Origin of the sequence: Micromonospora sp. 050-3, from assembly GCF_046549335.1 — a bacterium.
Lineage (GTDB): Bacteria > Actinomycetota > Actinomycetes > Mycobacteriales > Micromonosporaceae > Micromonospora > Micromonospora trifolii.
In genome coordinates, this window is record NZ_JAJPVX010000005.1 from 34,354 (window position 1) to 53,051 (window position 18,698).

Genomic DNA, 18,698 nt, shown 5'->3' on the forward strand with positions numbered 1-18,698 from the left:
TCGCCCGTTCGAGCAGCGCCGCCTGCAACCGCCGGCGGCAGCCTTCAGGCGACCGAGAACGTGATCGTTCCGGTGTAGACGCCCGCGACGGCCGTCAGGGGGATCTGGACCGAGACGACGGGATCCCAGGTGGCCGAGTTGTTGCCGACACCGTCGGTCAGGGTGAACGCCGTGCGTTCGACATTAATGATCTCTGCGTCTGCCGAAGTGGGTTGGCCTGAGGTGAAGGTACCGATGCCGCTGGTTGCGGTGGCCGGGCCCGACCAGTAGGAGGCGTTGGTGTTGGGAATCGTGTGAACCGGGACGCCGCTGGTGACGAAGTTCGTCGCGACGACGGTCGCGGTCCAGGTCGGCTCCGACAGGAGGCGCTCATCCGTCACCGTGACCGGTCCCAGATTGCCCGACACTGCTCCGCCCAGGCCGGCGCTGCCCAGATCGGCCGTCTCCGGCGCGCTGATCGACAACTCGCCCGGCACCGCGCAGGTCGATCTGGTGATCGTGGACGTGTCCATGGTGACCGCGCCGTTGATCGCCATCGTTCGGCCGTCGACCTCGAGCGCGGCGCCGACGGTGATCGAGGTGAAGGCGAGGAGGTTGCCGCGAAGTGTGGAGTTAGCGCCCAGCGTGGCAGAGCTTCCCACCTGCCAGAAGACGTTGCATGACTGGGCGCCGTTGATCAGGTCCACCATGCTCGATGCGCCGGTGATGAGAGTGGTGGTGGTCTTGAAGATGAAGACCGCGTTCGGGTCACCCTGCGCGTCGAGGGTCAGGTCTCCGGTGATGTCGAACGTGCCCGCGACGGATTCGTACACGCCGGTCGTCTTGGTGGTGCCGCCGAGTTGATCCGAGACGATGCCCGTGGTCGTCCGCGAGACGGCGTCGTTGTAGGCGATGGCGAGATCACTCTTGGCTTGCACGGCAGGGCCGTCGTTGGAGTGAATCGCGCCGTTCAGTTGACCCGGAGGAAATCCGGTCACGGCGGTGCCCGGGCTCACGCCCAGGTCGCCGGTGACCACGCTGAGCCCGGTGTTGGTGACCGTCGTGCCGGCGAGGACAGCGAAGTTGGCGGCCGTGCCGAGTGGCACCGGCAGCTCGGCGGCGCTCGCACTGCGTGGTCCAGTCAGGACGGCCAGGACAGTGGCCGCAGTGAACAGGGTCAGGGCGGTGGCTACCCGGGTCATCCCAGTGGTCTTTCGAGATGGGCCAGTGTGGGCAAGCATCGCCATGGTCTCCTCGGGAAGCTCGACGGGCGGTAGCCCTTCAGCGACCCATAGTGCCATAAACGGGTACAAAAATGATTTAATCGGTCATTGTCCGAGTAGCTGCTCCATGCCGTCGAGCAGACGTTGCAGGCCGAATTCGAAGAGACTCTCGACATTGAGGTCGACAGCTGTGCGACTGAGTCGGGCCAGATGCGGAAACTCGCCCGCAGCGAGCAACCCACCGAACACTTCGGCCTGGGCCGCCATCCACTCGTCGTCGGTCAGCCCGGTGTCCTGCTCCGCTTCAATCTCACGCTCCAAATTGATGGCGGTGCCTCGGACATGGTTGGCCAGCGCGGCCACCAGATGGAGCTGGGTGTGCTGATCCAGGCCGTGCCGGGCGAGGGCGCGCAGCGCCCACTCGGTGTGCGCGACGGCGTGCGGTGCCATCAGCGGGCGGGTCAGCGAGATGACCTGCGCCAGCCACGGATGCCGCCGGTAGATCGACCACTGAAGTCGACTGAGCAACTCCAGTTGGGCTCGCCACCCGGGCGGAAACGTGCGCGGCAGTCGATACGCGGCGAAGGCCGCGTCCGCCATCAGTACGAGAAGCTGATCCTTGCCCCGAACCTGCCGGTACAGCGACATGGTGGGGACGTCCAACTCCATCGCAATGCGCCGCATGCTCAGCCCCGGTAACCCCTCGGCGTCGGCGATCGTCATGGCGGTCCGCACCACCTGGTCGCGGGCCAAACCCTGTACGGGCAGCCGCCGACCTGCGGACGGGGCACCCCGACTCGGCGTGGTCGGCGTCGCGCCGGTCACCACCATGCCCACACCCGGCACCGTCCGGACCAGGTTCTCCTGCCGAAGCACGGTGAGCGCCCGGCTGGCGGTCGCCATGGCAACGCCCCACTCCCGGACGATCTGCCGGGTGGACGGCACCCGGTCGCCGGGGCCCAACTCGCCTGCCACGATGCGCCGTCGCAACTCCCCGACGATGCGCAGATAAGGGGGAGCGGTCTCGTCGATCTCCGCCACGGTCGCCTCCCGTCGGCCTCGCGGTGACCGTAGCGCACTAGAGCACCGGCAGGTCGCCCGTCGATGGTCGCGCCCTTCCTGCCACGGCGTACTAGAGCTCCCTGGCCCGACGGTTGCCAGCTCGACATGCTCGGCGCAGCCCGGTGCGTACGCCGTACCGGCTCGACGAAATGGGGAGAGCATGAGAAAAGTTCCGTACCCCCAATGGGCCGCCACTGTGGGCGCTGTCGTCCTCGTCGGCTCGGCGATGGCCGTTGGTCCGGCCGCGGCCAACGACGACCGCCGGAGCGCGGCCGTCGTCCGGACCGACCAGGGTGCGGTGCGGGGGACCGTTGCGGCCGACCACCTCTCGTTCCAGGGCATTCCGTACGCAAGCCCGCCGCTGGGCGCGCTGCGCTGGGCCCCACCGCAGCCCGGTTCGACGTGGACCGGAGTACGCGACGCGAGCCGGCCCGGTGCCGCCTGCGCGCAGCTGCAAGGGCTGCCGATGGACGCACCCTCCGAGTCCGAGGACTGCCTCTACCTGAATGTCACCACCCCGCGCTCTGCCGCACGAACGCCTCGACCGGTGATGGTCTGGTTGCACGGCGGGGATTTCCGGTTCGGCAGCGGCGACGGCTACGGCGGGCAGCGGCTGGCCGCGGGTGGTGACGTCATCGTCGTCACGGTGAACTACCGGCTCGGTGCGCTCGGCTTCCTGGCGCATCCGGCGCTGGCCGGTCGGGACGGGATCACCGGCAACTTCGGGTTGCAGGACCAGCAGGCCGCGCTGCGCTGGGTGCGGCGCAACGCGGCGGCCTTCGGCGGCGACCCGGGCAACGTCACGGTGTTCGGCCAGTCCGCCGGGGCGACCAGCGTCTGCGCGCAGCTCGCCGCGCCGGGCTCCGCTGGCCTGTTCCACCGGGCGATCATGCAAAGCAACTCGTGCGCCAACCCGGTCCAGACCCGGGCCGAGGCCATCGCTGCGGCCGAGGAGTTCGCCCGGAGGATCGGCTGCACCGACCCGGCCGTGGTCGCCGCCTGCCTGCGCGGACGTACCCCCGCCCGGCTGATCGAGACGGTCGGCTACCCCGGCGCGGGGGTCGACCTGGGCCCGGTCGTCGACGGCCGCACGCTACCGGTGGACCCGGCGGACGCGCTGACCACCGGGAAGCTGCATCCGGTGCCGGTGTTGACCGGGATGAACCGGGACGAGTCCCGGCTCGTGGTGTGGGGGATGGAACGGTTCGGGCTCAACTGCCCGGAGCCGCCCAAGCCCGACCAGGAGCCGGAGTCGTGCCCGCTCACCGACGACCAGTACCGCGATCAGGTGCGCGCCATGTTCGGTGACCACGCGGCCGAGGTGCTGGCCCGCTATCCGCGCGACCCCGCACATCCCGCCAGCGCGACGTTGGGCGCCGTGCTGACCGATCACGACTACGCCGAGCCGGTCTACTCCGCCGCGTTGGCAATCGCGCGGCGGGTGCCGACGTTCGCGTACGAGTTCGCCGACGAGGACGCGCCGTTCTTCACCGAGGGACCCGAACCGACGTTCGCCACCGGCGCGTACCACTGCGCCGAGCTGCCGTACCTGTTCACAGTCGACTACGCCGAGGCGTTGACGCCGACCCAGCGGCGGCTCTCCGACGCGATGGTCAGGTCCTGGACCGACTTCGCCCGGACGGGTCGGGCGGGCTGGCCTCGACTCCACCCTGACGGCCCGTACGTGCGGGTGTTCGCCGGCGGCGGCGGATCGGGCAGGACGGACTTCGCGGCGGCCCACTCGTACGACTTCTGGCGGTCGCTCCGCCGCTGATGCCGTCACGGGCGCGACGAGTGGGCCGCCTCCGGGGGACCCGGCCCGCTCACCGGCCCGGATCTTTGAGGAAGGTGAGCACGGCGGCGACCCGGCGATGCACGTCGCCGTCGGGTGGCAGGTCGAGCTTGGTGAAGATGTTCCCGATGTGCTTGCTCACCGCGCGCTCGGTGATCACGAGCTGGGCGGCGATGCCCGTGTTGGTGCTGCCTCCGGCCATCAGCGCGAGCACCTCGCGTTCCCGTGCGGTGAGATCGGTGAGCGGGTTGCGCCGGGCGGTGACGAGCTGGGCCACGACCTGCGGGTCCAGCACGGTGCCTCCGGCGGCGACCCGACGTAGCGCGTCAAGGAACTCCTCGACCCGGGACACCCGGTCCTTGAGCAGGTAGCCGACGCCGCCCTGCCCGTCGACGAGCAGCTCGGTCGCGTAGGCGCGCTCGACGTACTGGGACAGCAGCAGCACCGGCAGCCCGGGGTGTAACCGGCGCGCGGCCAACGCGGTGCGCAACCCCTCGTCGCGGAACGTCGGCGGCAGTCGGATGTCCATGATGGCGACGTCGGGCCGCTGCCGGTCGATTGCCGCGATGATGTCGTCAGGTGTGTCCACCGCTGCCGTCACCTCGAAGCCGGCGGTGCTGAGCAGCAGATTGAGCCCTTCCTGGAGCAGGACGTTGTCTTCGGCGATCAGGACGCGCACGGCAACTCCACCCGTAGCACTGTCGGCCCGCCGATCGGGCTGCTCAGCTCGACAGTGCCGTCCAGTGCCGCGACCCGGCGCCGGATGCCGGTCAGGCCGGTGCCGGTCGCCGACTGTGCGCCGCCGATGCCGTCGTCGGTCACGTTCACCACCAGCTGACCCGCCTGGTGCTCCACCCGCAGGTCACCCCCGGTCGCCCTGCTGTGCCGAGTGATGTTGGCCAGCGCTTCCGCCACGACGAAGTAGGCGGCGCTCTCCAACGCCGCCGGTAGTCGTCGCAGCGGGGTGACCCGGACCGTGAGCGGCACCGGACAGTCGGCGGCGAGCGCGTGCACCGCGCCCGGCAGCCCTCGATCAGCCAGAATCGGTGGGTAGATGCCCCGCACTACGGCGCGCAGCTCGGTCAGCGCTGCCTCGACGCTCGTCCGTGCCCGCTCGATCAGCTGGTCCGCCAGCGCCGGGTCGGCTGCCCGTTGACGTTGCGCGACGCCGAGCTGAATGGCGATCGCCACCAACCGGGCCTGGGTGCCGTCGTGCAGGTCGCGCTCGATCCGCCGCAGCTCCGCCGCGTGGGCGTCGAGCGCGCCGGCCCGGGTGGCGGTGAGCTCGGTGACCCGCCGCTCCAACCGGCTCCGCGACGACGGCGCGAACGACAGTCGCGCCGCCTGGGCGTACGCGACGGCGCAGGCCGGAACAGCCCACCGGAGAAGTGCCAGCGCGGCGAGCCCGAGCAGGGGCGGCACCAGCAGTGCCTGGGCCCAGCTCCGGATCGGCACGACAAAGGTGAGCGGCGCCTCGACCGGCACGGCCCACCACATCAGCGGCACGATCACCCCGCCCAGCGCGAGTAGCCAGAGCAGCAGCACACCGGCAGCCAGCGGCACACCGGCGATGGCGTGCACCGTCAGCCAGAGCGCACTTCGGTAGGTGGCCGGATCGCCTGCGGAGGCGCGTAGCCACGCTGCCTGACTGGCGCACAGCACCTGGGACTCGGCCGGAATCGCCAGGCCCAGCAACCGGTCGGCGCGGCGCCGCTCCAGGCGAGCGATCGACCGGAGGACACGCACGGCTGGCGGCAGCAGCGCGATGCCGACCAGGACGATGCTCAAGCCGAGTGCCCCGGCGAGCGCGCCGATCGCGACCGCCGACGCCACCGCAGTGGCCCCGCCGGTCACCAGGTACGTCGTCGCGAACCAGGCCCGCCGCATCGTCACATTCTCCGCCGACGGGGGCGGACGGGGCAGTGTAGCCAGCTACACCATTGATCCGGGTCTCTGCTCCCTCGTGGCCCCGCCTGGCCGTCCCTAGCGTCGACGACATGAGAAGACCGACACGACGACGGCACACATTCGGCGTGCTCGCCGGAGTTGTCCTGCTCACCCTTGCCGGCGCGGGAGCACCAGCTGCGGCCCGTCAACCGGGGCCGGCGTGCGCCGACCGACCGGCGACGACCGCCGCGCTGCACGAGCTGACCGGGACCCACCGGTTGGTCGGCGCGGCCATCGAGGTGAGCGGACCCGGGTGCGGCCGGTGGTCTGCTGCCAGCGGCCGGGCCGACCTGCGAACGGGCCGGCCGATGCGGGTCGACGAACGAATCCGGATCGGCAGTTCGACGAAGGCGTTCACCGCGACGGTGGTGCTGCAACTCGTCGCGGAGGGCCAGCTCGTCCTGGACGCTGCGATCGAGAGGTACCTGCCAGGCCGGGTCCGTGGCAACGGGTACGACGGCCGACGAATCACCGTCCGCGATCTGCTGCGGCACACCAGCGGCCTGCCCGACCACGTCGACGCGCTCGACTGGGACCGGGTGGATCGTTGGCGGTATCGGCACTTCGCGCCAGCGGAGCTGATCGCGATGGCGCTGGCCCAGCCGCCACCAGCCACCAGTTGGCACTACTCGACCACCAACTACGTCCTCGCCGGCCTGATCGTCGAGCAGGTCACCGGCCGCGACATCAGCGTGGAGATCACCCGGCGGATCATCGGGCCGTTGCGCCTGCGCGATACCTACTGGCCGGGCGACTCGGTGCGGATCCGGGGCCCCCATCCGCGCGGCTACGCCTTGGCCGGCGTCGAGCGGCGGCGCGACGTCACCGAGTTCGACATGTCGTACGGCGGGGCTGGTGGAGCGCTGGTCTCGACCCTCGCCGACCAGAACCGGTTCTTCGCCGCGCTGCTCGGCGGTCGACTGCTGGACCCGGTCCGCCTCGCCGAGATGACCCACACCGTGCCGACCGATCCGGACCGGCTGTGGCCCGACGCCCGATACGGGCTCGGGATCATCTCGACGCCGTTGGCCGGCTGCGGCGGGGCCCTGTACTGGGGCCACGGTGGCACGACGCCGGGCTTTCGCACAGTGGGCGGGGTCACCGCCGACGGTCGCCGGGCGCAGTTGGTGGTGAACGACGAGCCGGCGTCGTACGAGAGCTGGCAGGCGCTGTCCACGACCCTGCACACCGCCTTGTGTGAGGCCCGGTGACCCGCCGCCGGGCCGATTATCCAACCGAGGAGATGACGATGACCTGGAGCAGATGGACCGCGACGGCGCTGAGAATGGTGGCCGCGCTGACCGTGCTGGCGATCACCGCCACTGCCGGCGGGCCGGTGCCGGCCGCCGCAGCCGACGACCTGGCCGATCCCCAACGGCAACGGCTCGACTGGCACACCTGCCAGCGGGGCTCGGCCGACCCGGCTGGTGCCGAGCTGGACCAGGCCGGCGCGTCCTGCACCGAGCTGGCCGTCCCGCTGGATCACGCCCGCCCGGACGGCCGCACGATCACTCTGGCACTGTCCCGGCTGCCGGCGACCGACACCGCGCACCGGCTCGGCGTCCTGCTGCTCAACACCGGCGGTCCCGGTGCGCCAGGGAGGTCGGACGTTCTGCCGATCCGACAGTGGCTGGGTGAGGTCGGGGCGAGGTTCGACCTCATCGGGCTGGACCCTCGGTTCGTCGGTCGCAGCACCCCGCTGGACTGCGGCTGGCCAACGGGCACCTGGACTCGCTCCGCCGGACCGGACCGCGCCACGTTCGACCGGCTGACCGCGTTCGAACGGGACCTGGCCTCCCGATGTGCCCGCCGGCACGCCGACCTGCTGCCGCACATCACCACCCGGAACACGGCCCGCGACATGGATCTGCTCCGGGCCGCGCTCGGCGAGCAGAAACTCTCCTACCTGGGCTACTCCTACGGCACCTATCTGGGCGCGGTCTACACCCAGATGTTCCCGGAGCGCGCCGATCGGATCGTCCTGGACAGCGCTGTCGACCCCGCCAGCTACGGCGCGAGGGTGCTGCGTGAGGCCGGGCCCGCCAACGAGGTGGCACTGCGCGACTGGGCGGACTGGACGGCCCGCCACCACGAGCGATACGGCCTGGGCCGCAACGGTCAGCAGGTGCTGGCCGTGGTTGACGGGATCCTCGCCTCCGCGACCCGCCGCCCGCTACCTGTGGGTGGCTACCAGGTGGACCGGCAGACGGTCCCGTACCTGCTGCTCAATCGGCTCAGCGACGATCGGGACGAAACCCAGGCCGACCTCGCGGACACGGTTCGGGTGCTTTGGCAGGCAGTGGTGTCGGGCTCCGCGACGCCGACCGCGTCTCTGGCGGACACTCTGTCGTTTCTGTTGACCGGTGCCGAGTCGGCAACCGGCAGCGTGCAGGCCGCGATCCTCTGCGGGGACGTACCGGTACGCCGTGATGCCGGGCACTACTGGCGCGATATCCGGCAGCATCAGACCGCTGAACTCCGTTTCGGGGAGTTGACCAGGGCGATCAGCCCGTGTGCGTTCTGGCCTCAGCATCCCCGGGAGCGACCGACAGTCGTGCAGAACTCCGTGCCGGCACTGATCGTGCAGTCCACGGGGGACACTCGCACGATCTACCGTCATGGTCAGGCCATGCACCGGGCGCTCACCGGCTCCCGGCTGATCACCCTGCACGACGCTCGGATTCACGGTGTCTTCGGCAACTACGGCAACGTCTGCGTCGACGATGCGGTCGTCGCCTACCTCGCCGACGGACAGTTGCCGGCCAGAGACCTCGACTGCGTCAGCCGTACGTCGTCCTGATCAGTCCACGCCGGTCAGCATGGGCCCGCACCCTCGTCGAAGAGGCGGCGGGCCCAGTCCGCGTACCCGGCGATGGTTTTTCGGACCGTGCGTCCGTCGTGCAGGAACAGGTACGCGCGGTCGCCGCTGCGGGCGAGTAACCCGTCGAGGCGGTGCGTCCCCTGTGGAGCGCGTAGCCGACTGACCTCCGGGTAGCGGTCCCAGACCTGGTCGACGGGCGAGCCTGCCGTTATGCCCTCCGGTGTCCGCATCGGGTCCCCGACCCAGAGCAGCACGAGTTTGTCCTCCACGAAGACCGGGCTGACCGTGTCGTGGCCGGCGAGCATCGGCCCGCAGGCGTCCAGGCTGGTACGCAGGATGCCGCGTCGGGTCAGCTCGTCCTCGGTGACGCCGAACTCGATGTTTCGCAGGCCGTTCAGGTCGACGATCTCCACGCTGCCGGCGGGCAGGCCGTTCGGAATCGACCCGGTTGGCGGTACACCGCTGCCCGCGATCGAGGCAGCCGTCAAGAGCGTGGCGATAAACGCAAATTGTCGCAATTTCATGGAATCCCCCAGTCCCCAACGGATCGGGAGCGTTCAGGTTGCTGCCGATCGCAGGATTACTGGTTTTCCCACTGCTCGACCAGCTCGTCCCAGTAGTCGGCGCTGAGTCGACGCCGCCCGTGCGCCAGCCAACCCTCGGTGCTCCGCTCCAGGTGCAACCCCAGTTCGGCGAACCTGTCGATCCAGGTGCCGGGCTCTACGCCGAGCTGACTCAGCGCACCGTTGATCGGCCACTGCTCGCGCGGCGCGCCCAACTCGCCGTCGAAGCGCGGGCCCCAGGACAGCGCCCCGCCCAACCACACCGCTGCCGACTGGTAGCCGACGCCACCGCCGAACTCCGCCTCCACATAGGCCACCGGCCCCGACTGTGACCAGCGGGTCAGCACCTCGACCAGTGCTGCCGACAACACCAGGCCGAACGGGCGCGCGGCGCTGCGGTCGTCCGTCGCGAAATCCGGCAACGACCCGGTCAGTTCGATCACCAACTGCGGAGTGACCGGCAGCAACGCGAAGTCCTGGCGCAGCTCGCCGAGGACGGCGTGATCCAGCTCGGCGGTCTGCTCACGAAGCAGCTCAACGTCCGCGACCACCGCGCTGAGCTGGTAAGCCATCGAGCCCTCCGCCGTCCACAGCCTGTGGATAGAACATGTGTACGACGGTTCCAGGCCCGCCGGTCGCCTCCGGACGGTACCCGCCGTCCGCGCTCAGTTGCCCACTACCGATGGTCCGTCACCCGCACTGCCCGTTCGTCTTATTTTGAAGATCGAGTCGGCTGCCTATGGTGTCCAGGCACCCATCGAAACGGGGTATCTATGCAGCGAAGCGCATCTTTTCTAGTTCTCCCAACTGTTCTGGCCAGCCTGGCAATCAGTGCCCCCGCAAAGGCGGCGGAAGGCGTCCGGACCATCACCCGGGACGGCGTCGTTCTCCAGCACCACGAGGTGTCCTTTCCGAAGGCGACGCCCCGGCTGCGGGGCACAGGTGTCGGCCAATCCGACTTCGACGGCGACGGCATCGACGACATCGCCGTCACCGGCGACCCGTTCGAATACAACTTGCCGCTGGTCCCGGCTGGTGTGGTCACAGTGCGGTACTCCTCGGCCGCAAAAGTCGACTACCTCTTGGGTGTCATTCCGGGGGACGGCGGCGCCGTCGCCTTCGGCACGACTCTCGTGGCGGGGGACTTCAACGGCGACCGCTACGACGACCTGGCAATCGGCAGCCCTGGCGAGCCGGACCCCCGGAACAAGACACAGGCCGGCGGGGTCTGGGTCATTCCGGGCAGCTACAACGGCCTGGTGGTTAACTCGGCAATCCACTTCAACCAGGACTCGCCGGGTGTTCCGGATAGCCCGGAGGAATTCGACCAGTTCGGTGGCTCGCTCGCGGCGGGTGACATCAACGGGGACGGCCGAGACGATCTCGCCATCGGCGCCTGGGGAGAGTCGATCGGAAGCAAGGCGATCGCCGGCGCGGTCACCGTCCTCTTCGGTGCGCCGGCCGGCCTCACGGCGACCGGGGCCCAGCACCTTCAGCAGGACCAGGCCGCGGTGCCCGGAGGGGCTGAGACCAACGACCAGTTCGGCTTCACGCTCGCGATCGGGAAGGTCGACAACAACCAATACCAGGATCTGGTCATCGGCGCCCCTCGGGAAAATGACGGCGCGAGCTGGGGCGGCACCGGCATGGTCACCCTGATGTGGGGCTCGGCGAGTGGTGTGTCATCCACCGGTGCCACCTCGGTCACCGGTGCGGCGATCGAACCCACCGATGGCACCAACACCGTCGCCTGGTACCTGGGTGACGCGCTCGCAATCGGCGACCTGAACGGCGACGGGCTGGGCGAGGTGGTCGTCGGCGCCCCCGGCGCGCAGACTCCGCACATCAACGGTGGTCTCATCGCGGCCTTCGCCGGCCGCTCCGGCGGCCTGTCCAGCAGCGCGGTGCAGATCATCACCCAGCGTACGGCCGGCGTGCCGGACAACCCCGAGGACGACGACCGTTTCGGCGGCGTGCTGGCGGTCGGCGACGTGACCGGTGACGGCAAGGCGGACGTGCTGGTCGGTACCCCCGGCGAGGACGTCGGCTCGCGGGTCGACGCCGGCATGATCACCCTGCTCAAGGGCTCCGCCGCAGGGCTGACGGGGGCCGGTGCACAGGCGTTCGACCAGAACCACTCGGCCGTCCCGGACGGGTCCGAGAACGGCGACAGGTTCGGTACCGCCATTGCCCTGCTGAACCTCAGCCGCGCCAGCGGGCTCGACGCCGTCGTGGCGTCCATCGGTGAAGAGGTGAAGGGTGACCTCGCCGGATATCCGTCCGGGGTCATCAATCCGTTCTACGGCTCCGCCGGCGGGCTGGTGCCGCAGAACAAGACGTGGAGCGGTCTGTCCGACCGGACGGAGATCGTCTGGCCCCAGCGTTACGGTCTCCGGATCGCTGGGCCGCAGAGTGGTGGCACGATTTTCTGAGTGGTGCTCGGCAACGCCCGGTCGGTCTGTTGTTGGACCGGCCGGGCGTTTGCGCGAGTCCCGGCCGGAGGGGCGACGGGTGGTCGGGCCTGTTCAGGCCCGCCGGGAGAGCTGGCTGACGAACGCGCGCCAGGCCGTGGGCGCGAAGGCGAGCGCCGGGCCGGTCGGGTCCTTTGAATCCCGTACGCCGATGACACCGGGAAGGTTGTCGGCGACCTCGACGCAGGCGCCCCCGTTGCCGCTGCTGCGGCTGCTCTTGCGCCACCGGGCGCCGTTCAGCTCCATGACTCCGCCACTTCCTGGATAAGTGCGACCGACTGCCAGTGGGACAACGCCTCGCCGCGCACGTTCTCCCATGCCGCCATCATGGCGGCGATGTCCTCGGGGTCGCTAGCCACTTGTCCCTGAAGTTGGTTGTCCAGGTAGCCGGCGATCCGGTGGTCGTGGCTGTGCGCGATCACGAAAGGCCCGTTGAGGCCGGCATAGGCGCCGACAGTGCTGGGCACGACGTGCACCCGGATGTGCGGCTCGGCGCACGCCGCCGCCACGGCCAACAGTTGCTCGCGCATCGTTGAGAGGCCGCCCACCGGACGGCGGATGACCGCCTCGTCGACGACCGCCGTGAACTGCGGCGGGTCGTCCCGCCTGAGGATGCCCTGCCGGCCGAGTCGGACCGTGAGATGTCGCTCGATCTCACCCCGGGGGATCAGGCCCGCGCCGCCCAGCACCGCGCGGGCGTACGCCTCGGTCTGGAGCAACCCCGGCAGAACTGTCGACTCGAACCAGCGAAGCGACGCCGCCTCGCGCTCGATCTCCTGCCATGGGCGAAACCAAATGGGGTCACGACGTCTTGAAGTGTCCGGCCAGATGTCCGACACGTCCTTGTGTAGCGCCTCCGCTGCCGCCAGCCGGTGGCGCGGGTGCGGGATGCGGTCCTCGGTCAACCAGCGCCCCACGGTCTTCGGGTCGACGCCGACGGTCTCGGCGAGGGATTCGGTGGTGTGCCCGGTGTCGCTGAGCGCCACCCGAAGCGCGTCGTTCACGGCCCCTCCATCGGATGTCCTGAATATCTGTGAACCATATAGCTACGCGGTGTATCTGTCTCGTAACTCACCCGAGGGTGGTCCACAGAAGACGGCGCGGCCGGTGGAGGCGCAGGAGCCCGGCGGTCGGCGTCAGTCCGGGGTCGCCCCCGACGGGGAGGCGGGGCGACCCCCGCCCACCGCGAAGGAGATCCGCCAGTGCCCCGCCGCCGCTACCGGAACCACCTGCCGACCCGACCCACCTGGCGCTGTGCCGCGTGCGGCATCGCCTGGCCCTGCTCGGCGGCGAAGCTGCGGTTGCTCGGCGAATACCGGCACGACCGGCTCGCGTTGACCGTCTACCTGGCGACGCTGCAAACGGAGGCCGGCGAACACCTCACCGACGTCGACCCGGCCCGGCTGACCGACCGCTTCCTCTCCTGGGCCCGCGTCCGTCCCTGACCGAACGTCAGGGACGCCAGATCGCCACGTCGATGTCGCGTCGCCGTTCGGCGAAGCGGTCGCCCCGTGCCGCCGTGGTCAGGAGCTGACGCAGGTCCGCCTCGAAGGCCGGGAGTCGGTCGGCGAACAGGTGTGGCGCCGCACTGGAGAGCGAGTACACCGCCGAGATGATCTCGTCCACGGTGCGTTCCACGACCATCCCCTGTTCGACGGTGATCCGGGTGGGGCCGGTGAAGCCCGCCGTTCGCATGATCTCCCCCTCACCGGAGGGGGTCCCCGTCGGCAACAACCCCTGCCCGGCCCGGCGGACCGGTCCCAGGTAGCTCGCCACCAGCTCGTCGATCTGCCGCCAGGGCGGTCGGGGATACGGCAGCCTGTCGTCCCCGGTCACGCCCTGGTGCGTGTTGGCGCCGACGTGGACCCAGGCCCCGTCGGGCGTGAGCATGTCGCGGACGCGACCAACCACGAGCGGCCGATTCATCCAGTGGAACGACTGGGCGAACGTGACCACCCGGAACGTACCCAGGTCGGCCGGCAGGGCCTCGGCGCGCAGGTGCCGCCACTCGACGTTGGTGGCCCCGACCTCGTCTGCTCTGCGCTGGGCCTCGACGAGCATGTCCTGGTCCGCGTCGACGCCCACCGCCGCCTCGAACAGGGGCGCGAGCAGCAGAGTCACCGAACCGGGTCCACAGCCGACGTCGAGGAGTCGCCCGGTGCCGTCGAGGTCGAGCGCGGCGCCGATCGCCTCGGCGAGGCTGGGCGGATAGGGCATCCGGCCGACGCGGTAGTGGCTGGCGCTGCCCGCGTACAAAGTCTCGTCCCACTCCCACACCGCGTCGGTCACGCCGTCGATGAGACCACAGAGCCGAGCGTGCGGGTCTGATCGGTGTCCGATTCGAGGAGGCCAACCTCGGCGACGCCAACCTGTCCAACGCCGAGTTGCACGGCGCGGAGCACGTCCAGGTGGTGGGCTGACGCCACCGCACAAACGATTCAGGGCCGGTCCCCGTTGGGGCCGGCCCTGTCGTTCGTGCTGCTCAGGTGAGCGGAGGATACGAGATTCGAACTCGTGAGGGTGTAAACCCAACACGCTTTCCAAGCGTGCGCCCTAGGCCTCTAGGCGAATCCTCCGCGAGCCAGGATACAGGCCCGTGTCGGCCGGGCCACCCCACCACCCCCTGAAGATCGACGGGCGGTCGGGTAGGCTGGGCGGTACCTCCCGTGCGGCGGTATCTCGTGAACCTCCCCAGGGCCGGAAGGCAGCAAGGATAAGCGAGCTCTGCCGGGTGCACGGGAGGCCTTTTTGTCTGTGGGCCGGTTGATCCACTCGACATCCGTGATGTCGCGGTGTCCCGGCCATGCGGACACCGCGGTTTCCAGGAAGCCGAGTCGATCAAGGCCGAAGGCCCAGGCGCCCCGGGGTGGTGGGTGGTCACCCGCGCCCGACCGGCGCAGAATGGCTCGGTCGAGAGGAGGCGGGACGAGTGACGCTGGCGCTCTACCGCAAGTACCGGCCGCGTACCTTCGCTGAGGTCATCGGTCAGGAGCACGTGACCGAGCCGCTGTCGCAGGCGCTGCGCAGCGGACGGCTCAACCACGCCTACCTCTTCTCCGGCCCCCGTGGCTGCGGCAAGACCACCAGCGCCCGGATCATGGCCCGCTCGCTCAACTGTGAGCAGGGCCCCACCCCCGAGCCGTGCGGCAAGTGTGACTCCTGCCGCTCGCTGGCCGCCGACGGTGCCGGCTCGATCGACGTGATCGAGATCGACGCGGCCAGCCACGGCGGTGTCGACGACGCCCGCGAGCTGCGCGAGCGCGCCTTCTTCGCGCCGGCCAGCAGCCGCTTCAAGATCTACATCATCGACGAGGCGCACATGGTCTCGACCCAGGGCTTCAACGCCCTGCTCAAGCTGGTCGAGGAGCCCCCGGAGTACGTCAAGTTCATCTTCGCCACCACCGAGCCGGAGAAGGTCCTCGGCACGATCCGGTCGCGGACCCACCACTACCCGTTCCGGCTGTTCCCGCCGAAGGTGGTCCGCCCGTACCTGGAGCAGCTCACCCAGGCCGAGGGCGTCGCCGTCGAGCCGGCGGTCTTTCCGCTGGTGGTTCGCGCCGGTGGCGGCAGCATGCGAGACAGCCTCTCGGTGCTCGACCAGCTCATCGCCGGCGCCGGCGCGGAGGGGGTCAGCTACGCCCGGGCCGTCGCGCTGCTCGGGGTCACCGACTCGGCGCTGATCGACGAGATGTGCGACGCGCTGGCCGCCGGGGACGGCGCGGCCGCGTACGCCACCGTCGACCGGGTCGCCGAGGCCGGGCACGACATGCGCCGATTCGCCTCCGACCTGCTGGAACGGTTCCGCGACCTGATCGTGATCCAGCAGGTGCCGGACGCCGCCGCGAAGGGTCTGATCGACGGCCCGGCCGACCAGATCGAGCGAATGGCAGCCCAGGCCTCGCAGCTCGGCTCGGCCACGCTGTCCCGCTGCGCCGACATCGTGCACAACGGGCTGGTCGAGATGCGCGGCACCACAGCGCCTCGCCTGCTGCTGGAGCTGATCTGCGCCCGGATGCTGCTGCCCGGCGCGGACGACTCCACCGGCGGCCTGCTCCAGCGCCTGGAGCGGATGGAACGCCGGCTCACAGTGGGTGCCACCGACGCGCCGTCGGCCGCCGCCGGCTCCGCGCCGACCAACCACCAAGGGGTACGCCCACAGCCAGCCACCCCGGTCCCGGCTGCCGCCACCCCGGCACCCGCGAACGCCCCTACCTCCGCACCGCCGTGGGCGGTCGACCCGGCAGCGCCCCCCACCCGGAGCGTTGCGGACGCCCCCGCCCCGGCTGCTTCGGTCACCGAGGCACCCGCTCCGACCTCCGGTGCACCGGCCTCGTACGTCTCGGCTGCCGACTCGCCGATCCCGGCGTCCCCCGGCGCGTCGACCGCTGACCAGGCCGTACCCGTCTCGCCCGCCGGGCCGGCCCCGCGTCGCGTGGTGCCGCCGTCGGCGGTGCTTCCCGACCCGGCCACGCCCGCGCCGCCCCGACCGGGAGCGCCGGCCGCCGCGCTGGACGCTGTCGCGGTCCGCCGCGTCTGGCCCGACGTGGTCGGCAAGGTCAACCGGACCAACAAGCGGATCGCCGCCCTGATGCGGGACGCTGTCGTCCGCGAACTCGACGGCGACATGCTGGTGCTGACGGTGAAGTCGACAGTGCTGGCCAAGATGATGGCCGACCACGCGGCGGTGCTCACCGACGCGCTCTACGAGGAGTTGGGCGGGCGCTGGCAGATCCGGTGCGAGGTGGCCGGCGAGCGCGGTGGCGTGTCGCTGTCCGGCTCACCTCGCACGCAGCAGACCGCACCGGCGCGCCCCGCCGCGCCGCCAGCCACGTCGGACACGCCCGCCGCCACGACGAACCCCGCGACCCCGACTGCCGCCGCGACCCCGACGAGCGCGCCGCCAGCCGGGCCAAGCACGAACCCCGCGCCAAGCACGAACCCCGCGCCAGGCTTGAACCCCGCGCCTGGCTCGAACGCCGCGCCTGGCTCGAACGCCGCGCCTGGCTCGAACGCCGCGCCAAGTTCGAGCGCTGCGCCTGGGTCGAGCGCTGCGCCAAGTTCGAGCGCTGCGCCAAGTTCGAGCGCTGCGCCAAGTGCGAACGCTGCGCCAAGTTCGAGCGCGGCGCCTGGCTACGGCACCGCGCCCGGCGCGAACGGTGCACCTGGCTCGACCGCTGGGTCAGGCGCGAATGCAGCGCCAAGTGCGAACGCCGCCGGGCCGGGGACTGCGGGACCCAACGCCCCGACCGCCGCCGGCCCGACGAACGCCTCGCCGACCGCCGCGAACTCGACCGGCGCTGCCGGCTCGGCTTCGCGTGGCGGTGCCGGTGCGGGTTCCGCTGGTCACGGTGCTGGTCGGCAGGGCGCAGCGCCGTCCGCCCCGACGGCGGACGACGGCGACTGGCCGGAGGCAGCCCGCCCCGGCGGCGGCGCTCCCGCCGCCGAGGCTAAGGATGACGAGGACTGGCCGGAGGCCGCCCGACCCGGCGGCGCGTCGGCCGGAAACGAGTCGACCGCCCACTCCGCGCCGACGTCGACCGGCGCGAACGGCAGCGCCGGTAACGGGAGCGCCGCAAACGGCGGCGCCGGTAACGGGAGCGCCGCGAACGGCGGTGGCGCGAACGGCGGCGGCGCGAACGGCACCGGACCAGGCGGTTCGGGCGGTCCCGGGTCAGCGGCCGGTGGCGGTAAGCCGGGCGGGCGGGGTAACCCGACACCGGCGGCCCGGCAGCCGGCGACAGCCGGTGGTGCGCCGGTGAGCAGCGCCATCGCCGCGGCTCGCGCGGCGGCGGCGGGGCGCGGTGCGCGTACCGGAGCGGCAGCCCGGCCCGTCGCGGACGCCGATTGGGCCGGCGAGCCGCCCTACGACCCGGACTTCGACGGCCCGGCGCGGGCCGGCCGGCCCGGCGGCGTGGCACCGGCGGCGGCCCCGGCCTTCGAGGGGTTCGACCCGGGCGACGAGCCGTTGGACGAGATCATCGACGAGAAGACCGCGCGGGAGTCGAGCGAGGAGCAGGCGGTACGGCTGCTCCGGGAAACCTTCGGCGCCGAGAAGATCAACGAAGTCGACGCCCGCTGACCCCCACCCCCGGCCTCGTCGATCATGGAGTTGCGGTGGGTGACAAACCGCTCGTCGCTGATCTATTCCGGCACCACAACCCCATGATCGACGGGGGCGGGGGACGTCTCGGTTAGTAGGACGCCCAGGGCGCAGGCCCAGAGGGGGAACGGGAGCACCGCTACTCGTTCCATGCCGCCTACCCCGATCCCTAGGCCCTGTTGCGCGGCGAACAGTGTTGTTCCGGTTAGCGCGATCAGCCCGGCGGTCAGGGTGAGCCGTCGCCACCGGCCTAGCGTCGTGGTGCGTGGCGCGAGGCCGGCCAGGAGCAGGCCGATGTTGCCCAATCCCATGATCAGGAACGCGCCGAGGACGTGCAGGTTCTCGTCGATGTCGGCCGGGTAGAGGGCGGCGAGGGCGTATCCGCCGGTGGCCAGCAGCAGGAGTGTCTGGGCCGTGCGCACCACCGGGCCGCGGCCGAGGATTCGCCAGGTCAGCAGGAGCCCGACGGCGAGCAGTACGGCGGTGGCCAGCATCGCGGTGTTCATCAGTGGGTGCCACGGCGAGCAGACGTAGCGGGGGCGGGTGGTGTCCCAGATGCCGCAGTGGGCGTTGCCGAGGTCGCTGATGTTGTGGGTGGCCCAGCTGTAGGTCGGCTCGCGCCACCGCAGCCCGGTGATCAGGCTGGCGGCGAGGAAGATGGGCGCGGCCGCGAGCCAGCACAGCGCGCCGACACGGCCGGTGCGGTTGAGATTCATGCCACGAGCAGACCAGTGCGACGG

General features: G+C 70.8%; 17 protein-coding genes, 1 tRNA gene and 1 other RNA gene. 8 read left to right on the forward strand and 11 right to left on the reverse strand.

From position 1 onward, the window contains the following. Positions 1–44: 44 nt before the first annotated feature. Together ACLJOK_RS33320 and ACLJOK_RS33325 are read right to left on the reverse strand one after the other, a co-directional pair. Complete coding sequence (locus tag ACLJOK_RS33320) at positions 45–1,016, reverse strand: ice-binding family protein (RefSeq protein ID WP_410822453.1); 972 nt, start codon at positions 1,014–1,016, stop codon at positions 45–47. Between the two features lie 291 nt (positions 1,017–1,307). Continuing rightward, positions 1,308–2,243, reverse strand: coding sequence for a TetR/AcrR family transcriptional regulator C-terminal domain-containing protein (locus tag ACLJOK_RS33325; RefSeq protein WP_410822455.1), 936 nt, complete (start codon positions 2,241–2,243; stop codon positions 1,308–1,310). A 181-nt stretch (positions 2,244–2,424) separates the two neighbouring features. On the opposite strand from ACLJOK_RS33325, the gene ACLJOK_RS33330 reads away from it, so the two are divergent. Beyond that, entirely contained in the window at positions 2,425–4,038 is a 1,614-nt protein-coding gene (locus tag ACLJOK_RS33330) for a carboxylesterase/lipase family protein (protein ID WP_410822456.1), read from the forward strand. A 49-nt stretch (positions 4,039–4,087) separates the two neighbouring features. Here ACLJOK_RS33330 and ACLJOK_RS33335 read toward each other — a convergent pair whose 3' ends face one another. Beyond that, positions 4,088–4,735: a response regulator gene (locus tag ACLJOK_RS33335; protein WP_410822457.1), complete on the reverse strand. Its 648-nt coding sequence runs from the start codon at positions 4,733–4,735 to the stop codon at positions 4,088–4,090. After that, positions 4,723–5,943, reverse strand: coding sequence for a sensor histidine kinase (locus ACLJOK_RS33340; RefSeq protein WP_410822458.1), 1,221 nt, complete (start codon positions 5,941–5,943; stop codon positions 4,723–4,725). Before ACLJOK_RS33340 ends, ACLJOK_RS33335 begins: the two co-directional genes overlap by 13 nt. Before the next feature lie 110 nt (positions 5,944–6,053). Between ACLJOK_RS33340 and ACLJOK_RS33345 the strand changes: the two genes are divergently transcribed. After that, positions 6,054–7,214: a serine hydrolase domain-containing protein gene (locus tag ACLJOK_RS33345; protein ID WP_410822459.1), complete on the forward strand. Its 1,161-nt coding sequence runs from the start codon at positions 6,054–6,056 to the stop codon at positions 7,212–7,214. Between the two features lie 38 nt (positions 7,215–7,252). After that, entirely contained in the window at positions 7,253–8,803 is a 1,551-nt protein-coding gene (locus ACLJOK_RS33350) for an alpha/beta hydrolase (RefSeq protein ID WP_410822460.1), read from the forward strand. A gap of 14 nt (positions 8,804–8,817) precedes the next feature. Here ACLJOK_RS33350 and ACLJOK_RS33355 read toward each other — a convergent pair whose 3' ends face one another. Further along, positions 8,818–9,312, reverse strand: coding sequence for a hypothetical protein (locus ACLJOK_RS33355; RefSeq protein WP_410822461.1), 495 nt, complete (start codon positions 9,310–9,312; stop codon positions 8,818–8,820). Positions 9,313–9,404: 92 nt separating this feature from the next. Continuing rightward, positions 9,405–9,959 carry a hypothetical protein gene (locus tag ACLJOK_RS33360; RefSeq protein WP_410822462.1) on the reverse strand — a complete coding sequence of 185 codons (555 nt, stop codon included), beginning with the start codon at positions 9,957–9,959 and terminating at the stop codon, positions 9,405–9,407. On the opposite strand from ACLJOK_RS33360, the gene ACLJOK_RS33365 reads away from it, so the two are divergent. Then, positions 9,888–11,819, forward strand: coding sequence for a hypothetical protein (locus ACLJOK_RS33365; protein ID WP_410822463.1), 1,932 nt, complete (start codon positions 9,888–9,890; stop codon positions 11,817–11,819). The two genes, ACLJOK_RS33360 and ACLJOK_RS33365, sit on opposite strands and share 72 nt — an antisense overlap. Positions 11,820–11,912: 93 nt before the next feature. Here ACLJOK_RS33365 and ACLJOK_RS33370 read toward each other — a convergent pair whose 3' ends face one another. Continuing rightward, on the reverse strand, positions 11,913–12,104 hold the full coding sequence (locus ACLJOK_RS33370; RefSeq protein WP_410822464.1) for a DUF397 domain-containing protein: 192 nt from the start codon (positions 12,102–12,104) through the stop codon (positions 11,913–11,915). Next, positions 12,095–12,862 (reverse strand): helix-turn-helix domain-containing protein, encoded by a 768-nt coding sequence (locus tag ACLJOK_RS33375; RefSeq protein ID WP_410822465.1) that lies wholly within the window; start codon positions 12,860–12,862, stop codon positions 12,095–12,097. The genes ACLJOK_RS33370 and ACLJOK_RS33375 overlap by 10 nt, the downstream gene beginning before the upstream one ends. Positions 12,863–13,060: 198 nt before the next feature. Between ACLJOK_RS33375 and ACLJOK_RS33380 the strand changes: the two genes are divergently transcribed. Then, positions 13,061–13,303 (forward strand): flavin reductase, encoded by a 243-nt coding sequence (locus ACLJOK_RS33380; protein WP_410822466.1) that lies wholly within the window; start codon positions 13,061–13,063, stop codon positions 13,301–13,303. Between the two features lie 7 nt (positions 13,304–13,310). Here the strand turns inward: ACLJOK_RS33380 and ACLJOK_RS33385 are convergent, their stop codons facing one another. Further along, the gene (locus ACLJOK_RS33385) at positions 13,311–14,147 is read right to left on the reverse strand and encodes a class I SAM-dependent methyltransferase (RefSeq protein WP_410822467.1); all 837 of its coding nucleotides are present in this window, start codon (positions 14,145–14,147) and stop codon (positions 13,311–13,313) included. A 38-nt stretch (positions 14,148–14,185) separates the two neighbouring features. Here ACLJOK_RS33385 and ACLJOK_RS33390 point away from each other — a divergent pair, with 38 nt between their 5' ends. Then, complete coding sequence (locus tag ACLJOK_RS33390) at positions 14,186–14,278, forward strand: pentapeptide repeat-containing protein (RefSeq protein ID WP_410822492.1); 93 nt, start codon at positions 14,186–14,188, stop codon at positions 14,276–14,278. A gap of 71 nt (positions 14,279–14,349) precedes the next feature. Here ACLJOK_RS33390 and ACLJOK_RS33395 read toward each other — a convergent pair. After that, positions 14,350–14,434: transfer RNA gene (locus tag ACLJOK_RS33395), tRNA-Ser, on the reverse strand. Between the two features lie 82 nt (positions 14,435–14,516). On the opposite strand from ACLJOK_RS33395, the gene ffs reads away from it, so the two are divergent. Both ffs and ACLJOK_RS33405 read left to right on the forward strand, forming a co-directional pair. Next, positions 14,517–14,606: signal recognition particle sRNA small type (gene ffs / locus ACLJOK_RS33400), an RNA gene on the forward strand. 181 nt (positions 14,607–14,787) lie between these two features. Further along, entirely contained in the window at positions 14,788–17,937 is a 3,150-nt protein-coding gene (locus tag ACLJOK_RS33405; protein WP_410822468.1) for a DNA polymerase III subunit gamma and tau, read from the forward strand. Between the two features lie 62 nt (positions 17,938–17,999). Here the strand turns inward: ACLJOK_RS33405 and ACLJOK_RS33410 are convergent, their stop codons facing one another. Continuing rightward, a complete protein-coding gene (locus ACLJOK_RS33410; RefSeq protein WP_410822469.1) occupies positions 18,000–18,674 on the reverse strand; it encodes a DUF998 domain-containing protein in 675 nt (224 codons plus the stop codon). Positions 18,675–18,698: the final 24 nt, after the last annotated feature.

Bases quoted from the DNA above. Each gene is read 5' to 3' on its own strand.
- ACLJOK_RS33360 (WP_410822462.1), bottom strand. From the start codon at position 9,959: ATGGCTTACCAGCTCAGCGCGGTGGTCGCGGACGTTGAGCTGCTTCGT.
- ACLJOK_RS33340 (WP_410822458.1), bottom strand. From the start codon at position 5,943: ATGCGGCGGGCCTGGTTCGCGACGACGTACCTGGTGACCGGCGGGGCC.
- ACLJOK_RS33410 (WP_410822469.1), bottom strand. From the start codon at position 18,674: ATGAATCTCAACCGCACCGGCCGTGTCGGCGCGCTGTGCTGGCTCGCG.
- ACLJOK_RS33350 (WP_410822460.1), top strand. From the start codon at position 7,253: ATGACCTGGAGCAGATGGACCGCGACGGCGCTGAGAATGGTGGCCGCG.
- ACLJOK_RS33370 (WP_410822464.1), bottom strand. From the start codon at position 12,104: ATGGAGCTGAACGGCGCCCGGTGGCGCAAGAGCAGCCGCAGCAGCGGC.
- ACLJOK_RS33345 (WP_410822459.1), top strand. From the start codon at position 6,054: ATGAGAAGACCGACACGACGACGGCACACATTCGGCGTGCTCGCCGGA.
- ACLJOK_RS33330 (WP_410822456.1), top strand. From the start codon at position 2,425: ATGAGAAAAGTTCCGTACCCCCAATGGGCCGCCACTGTGGGCGCTGTC.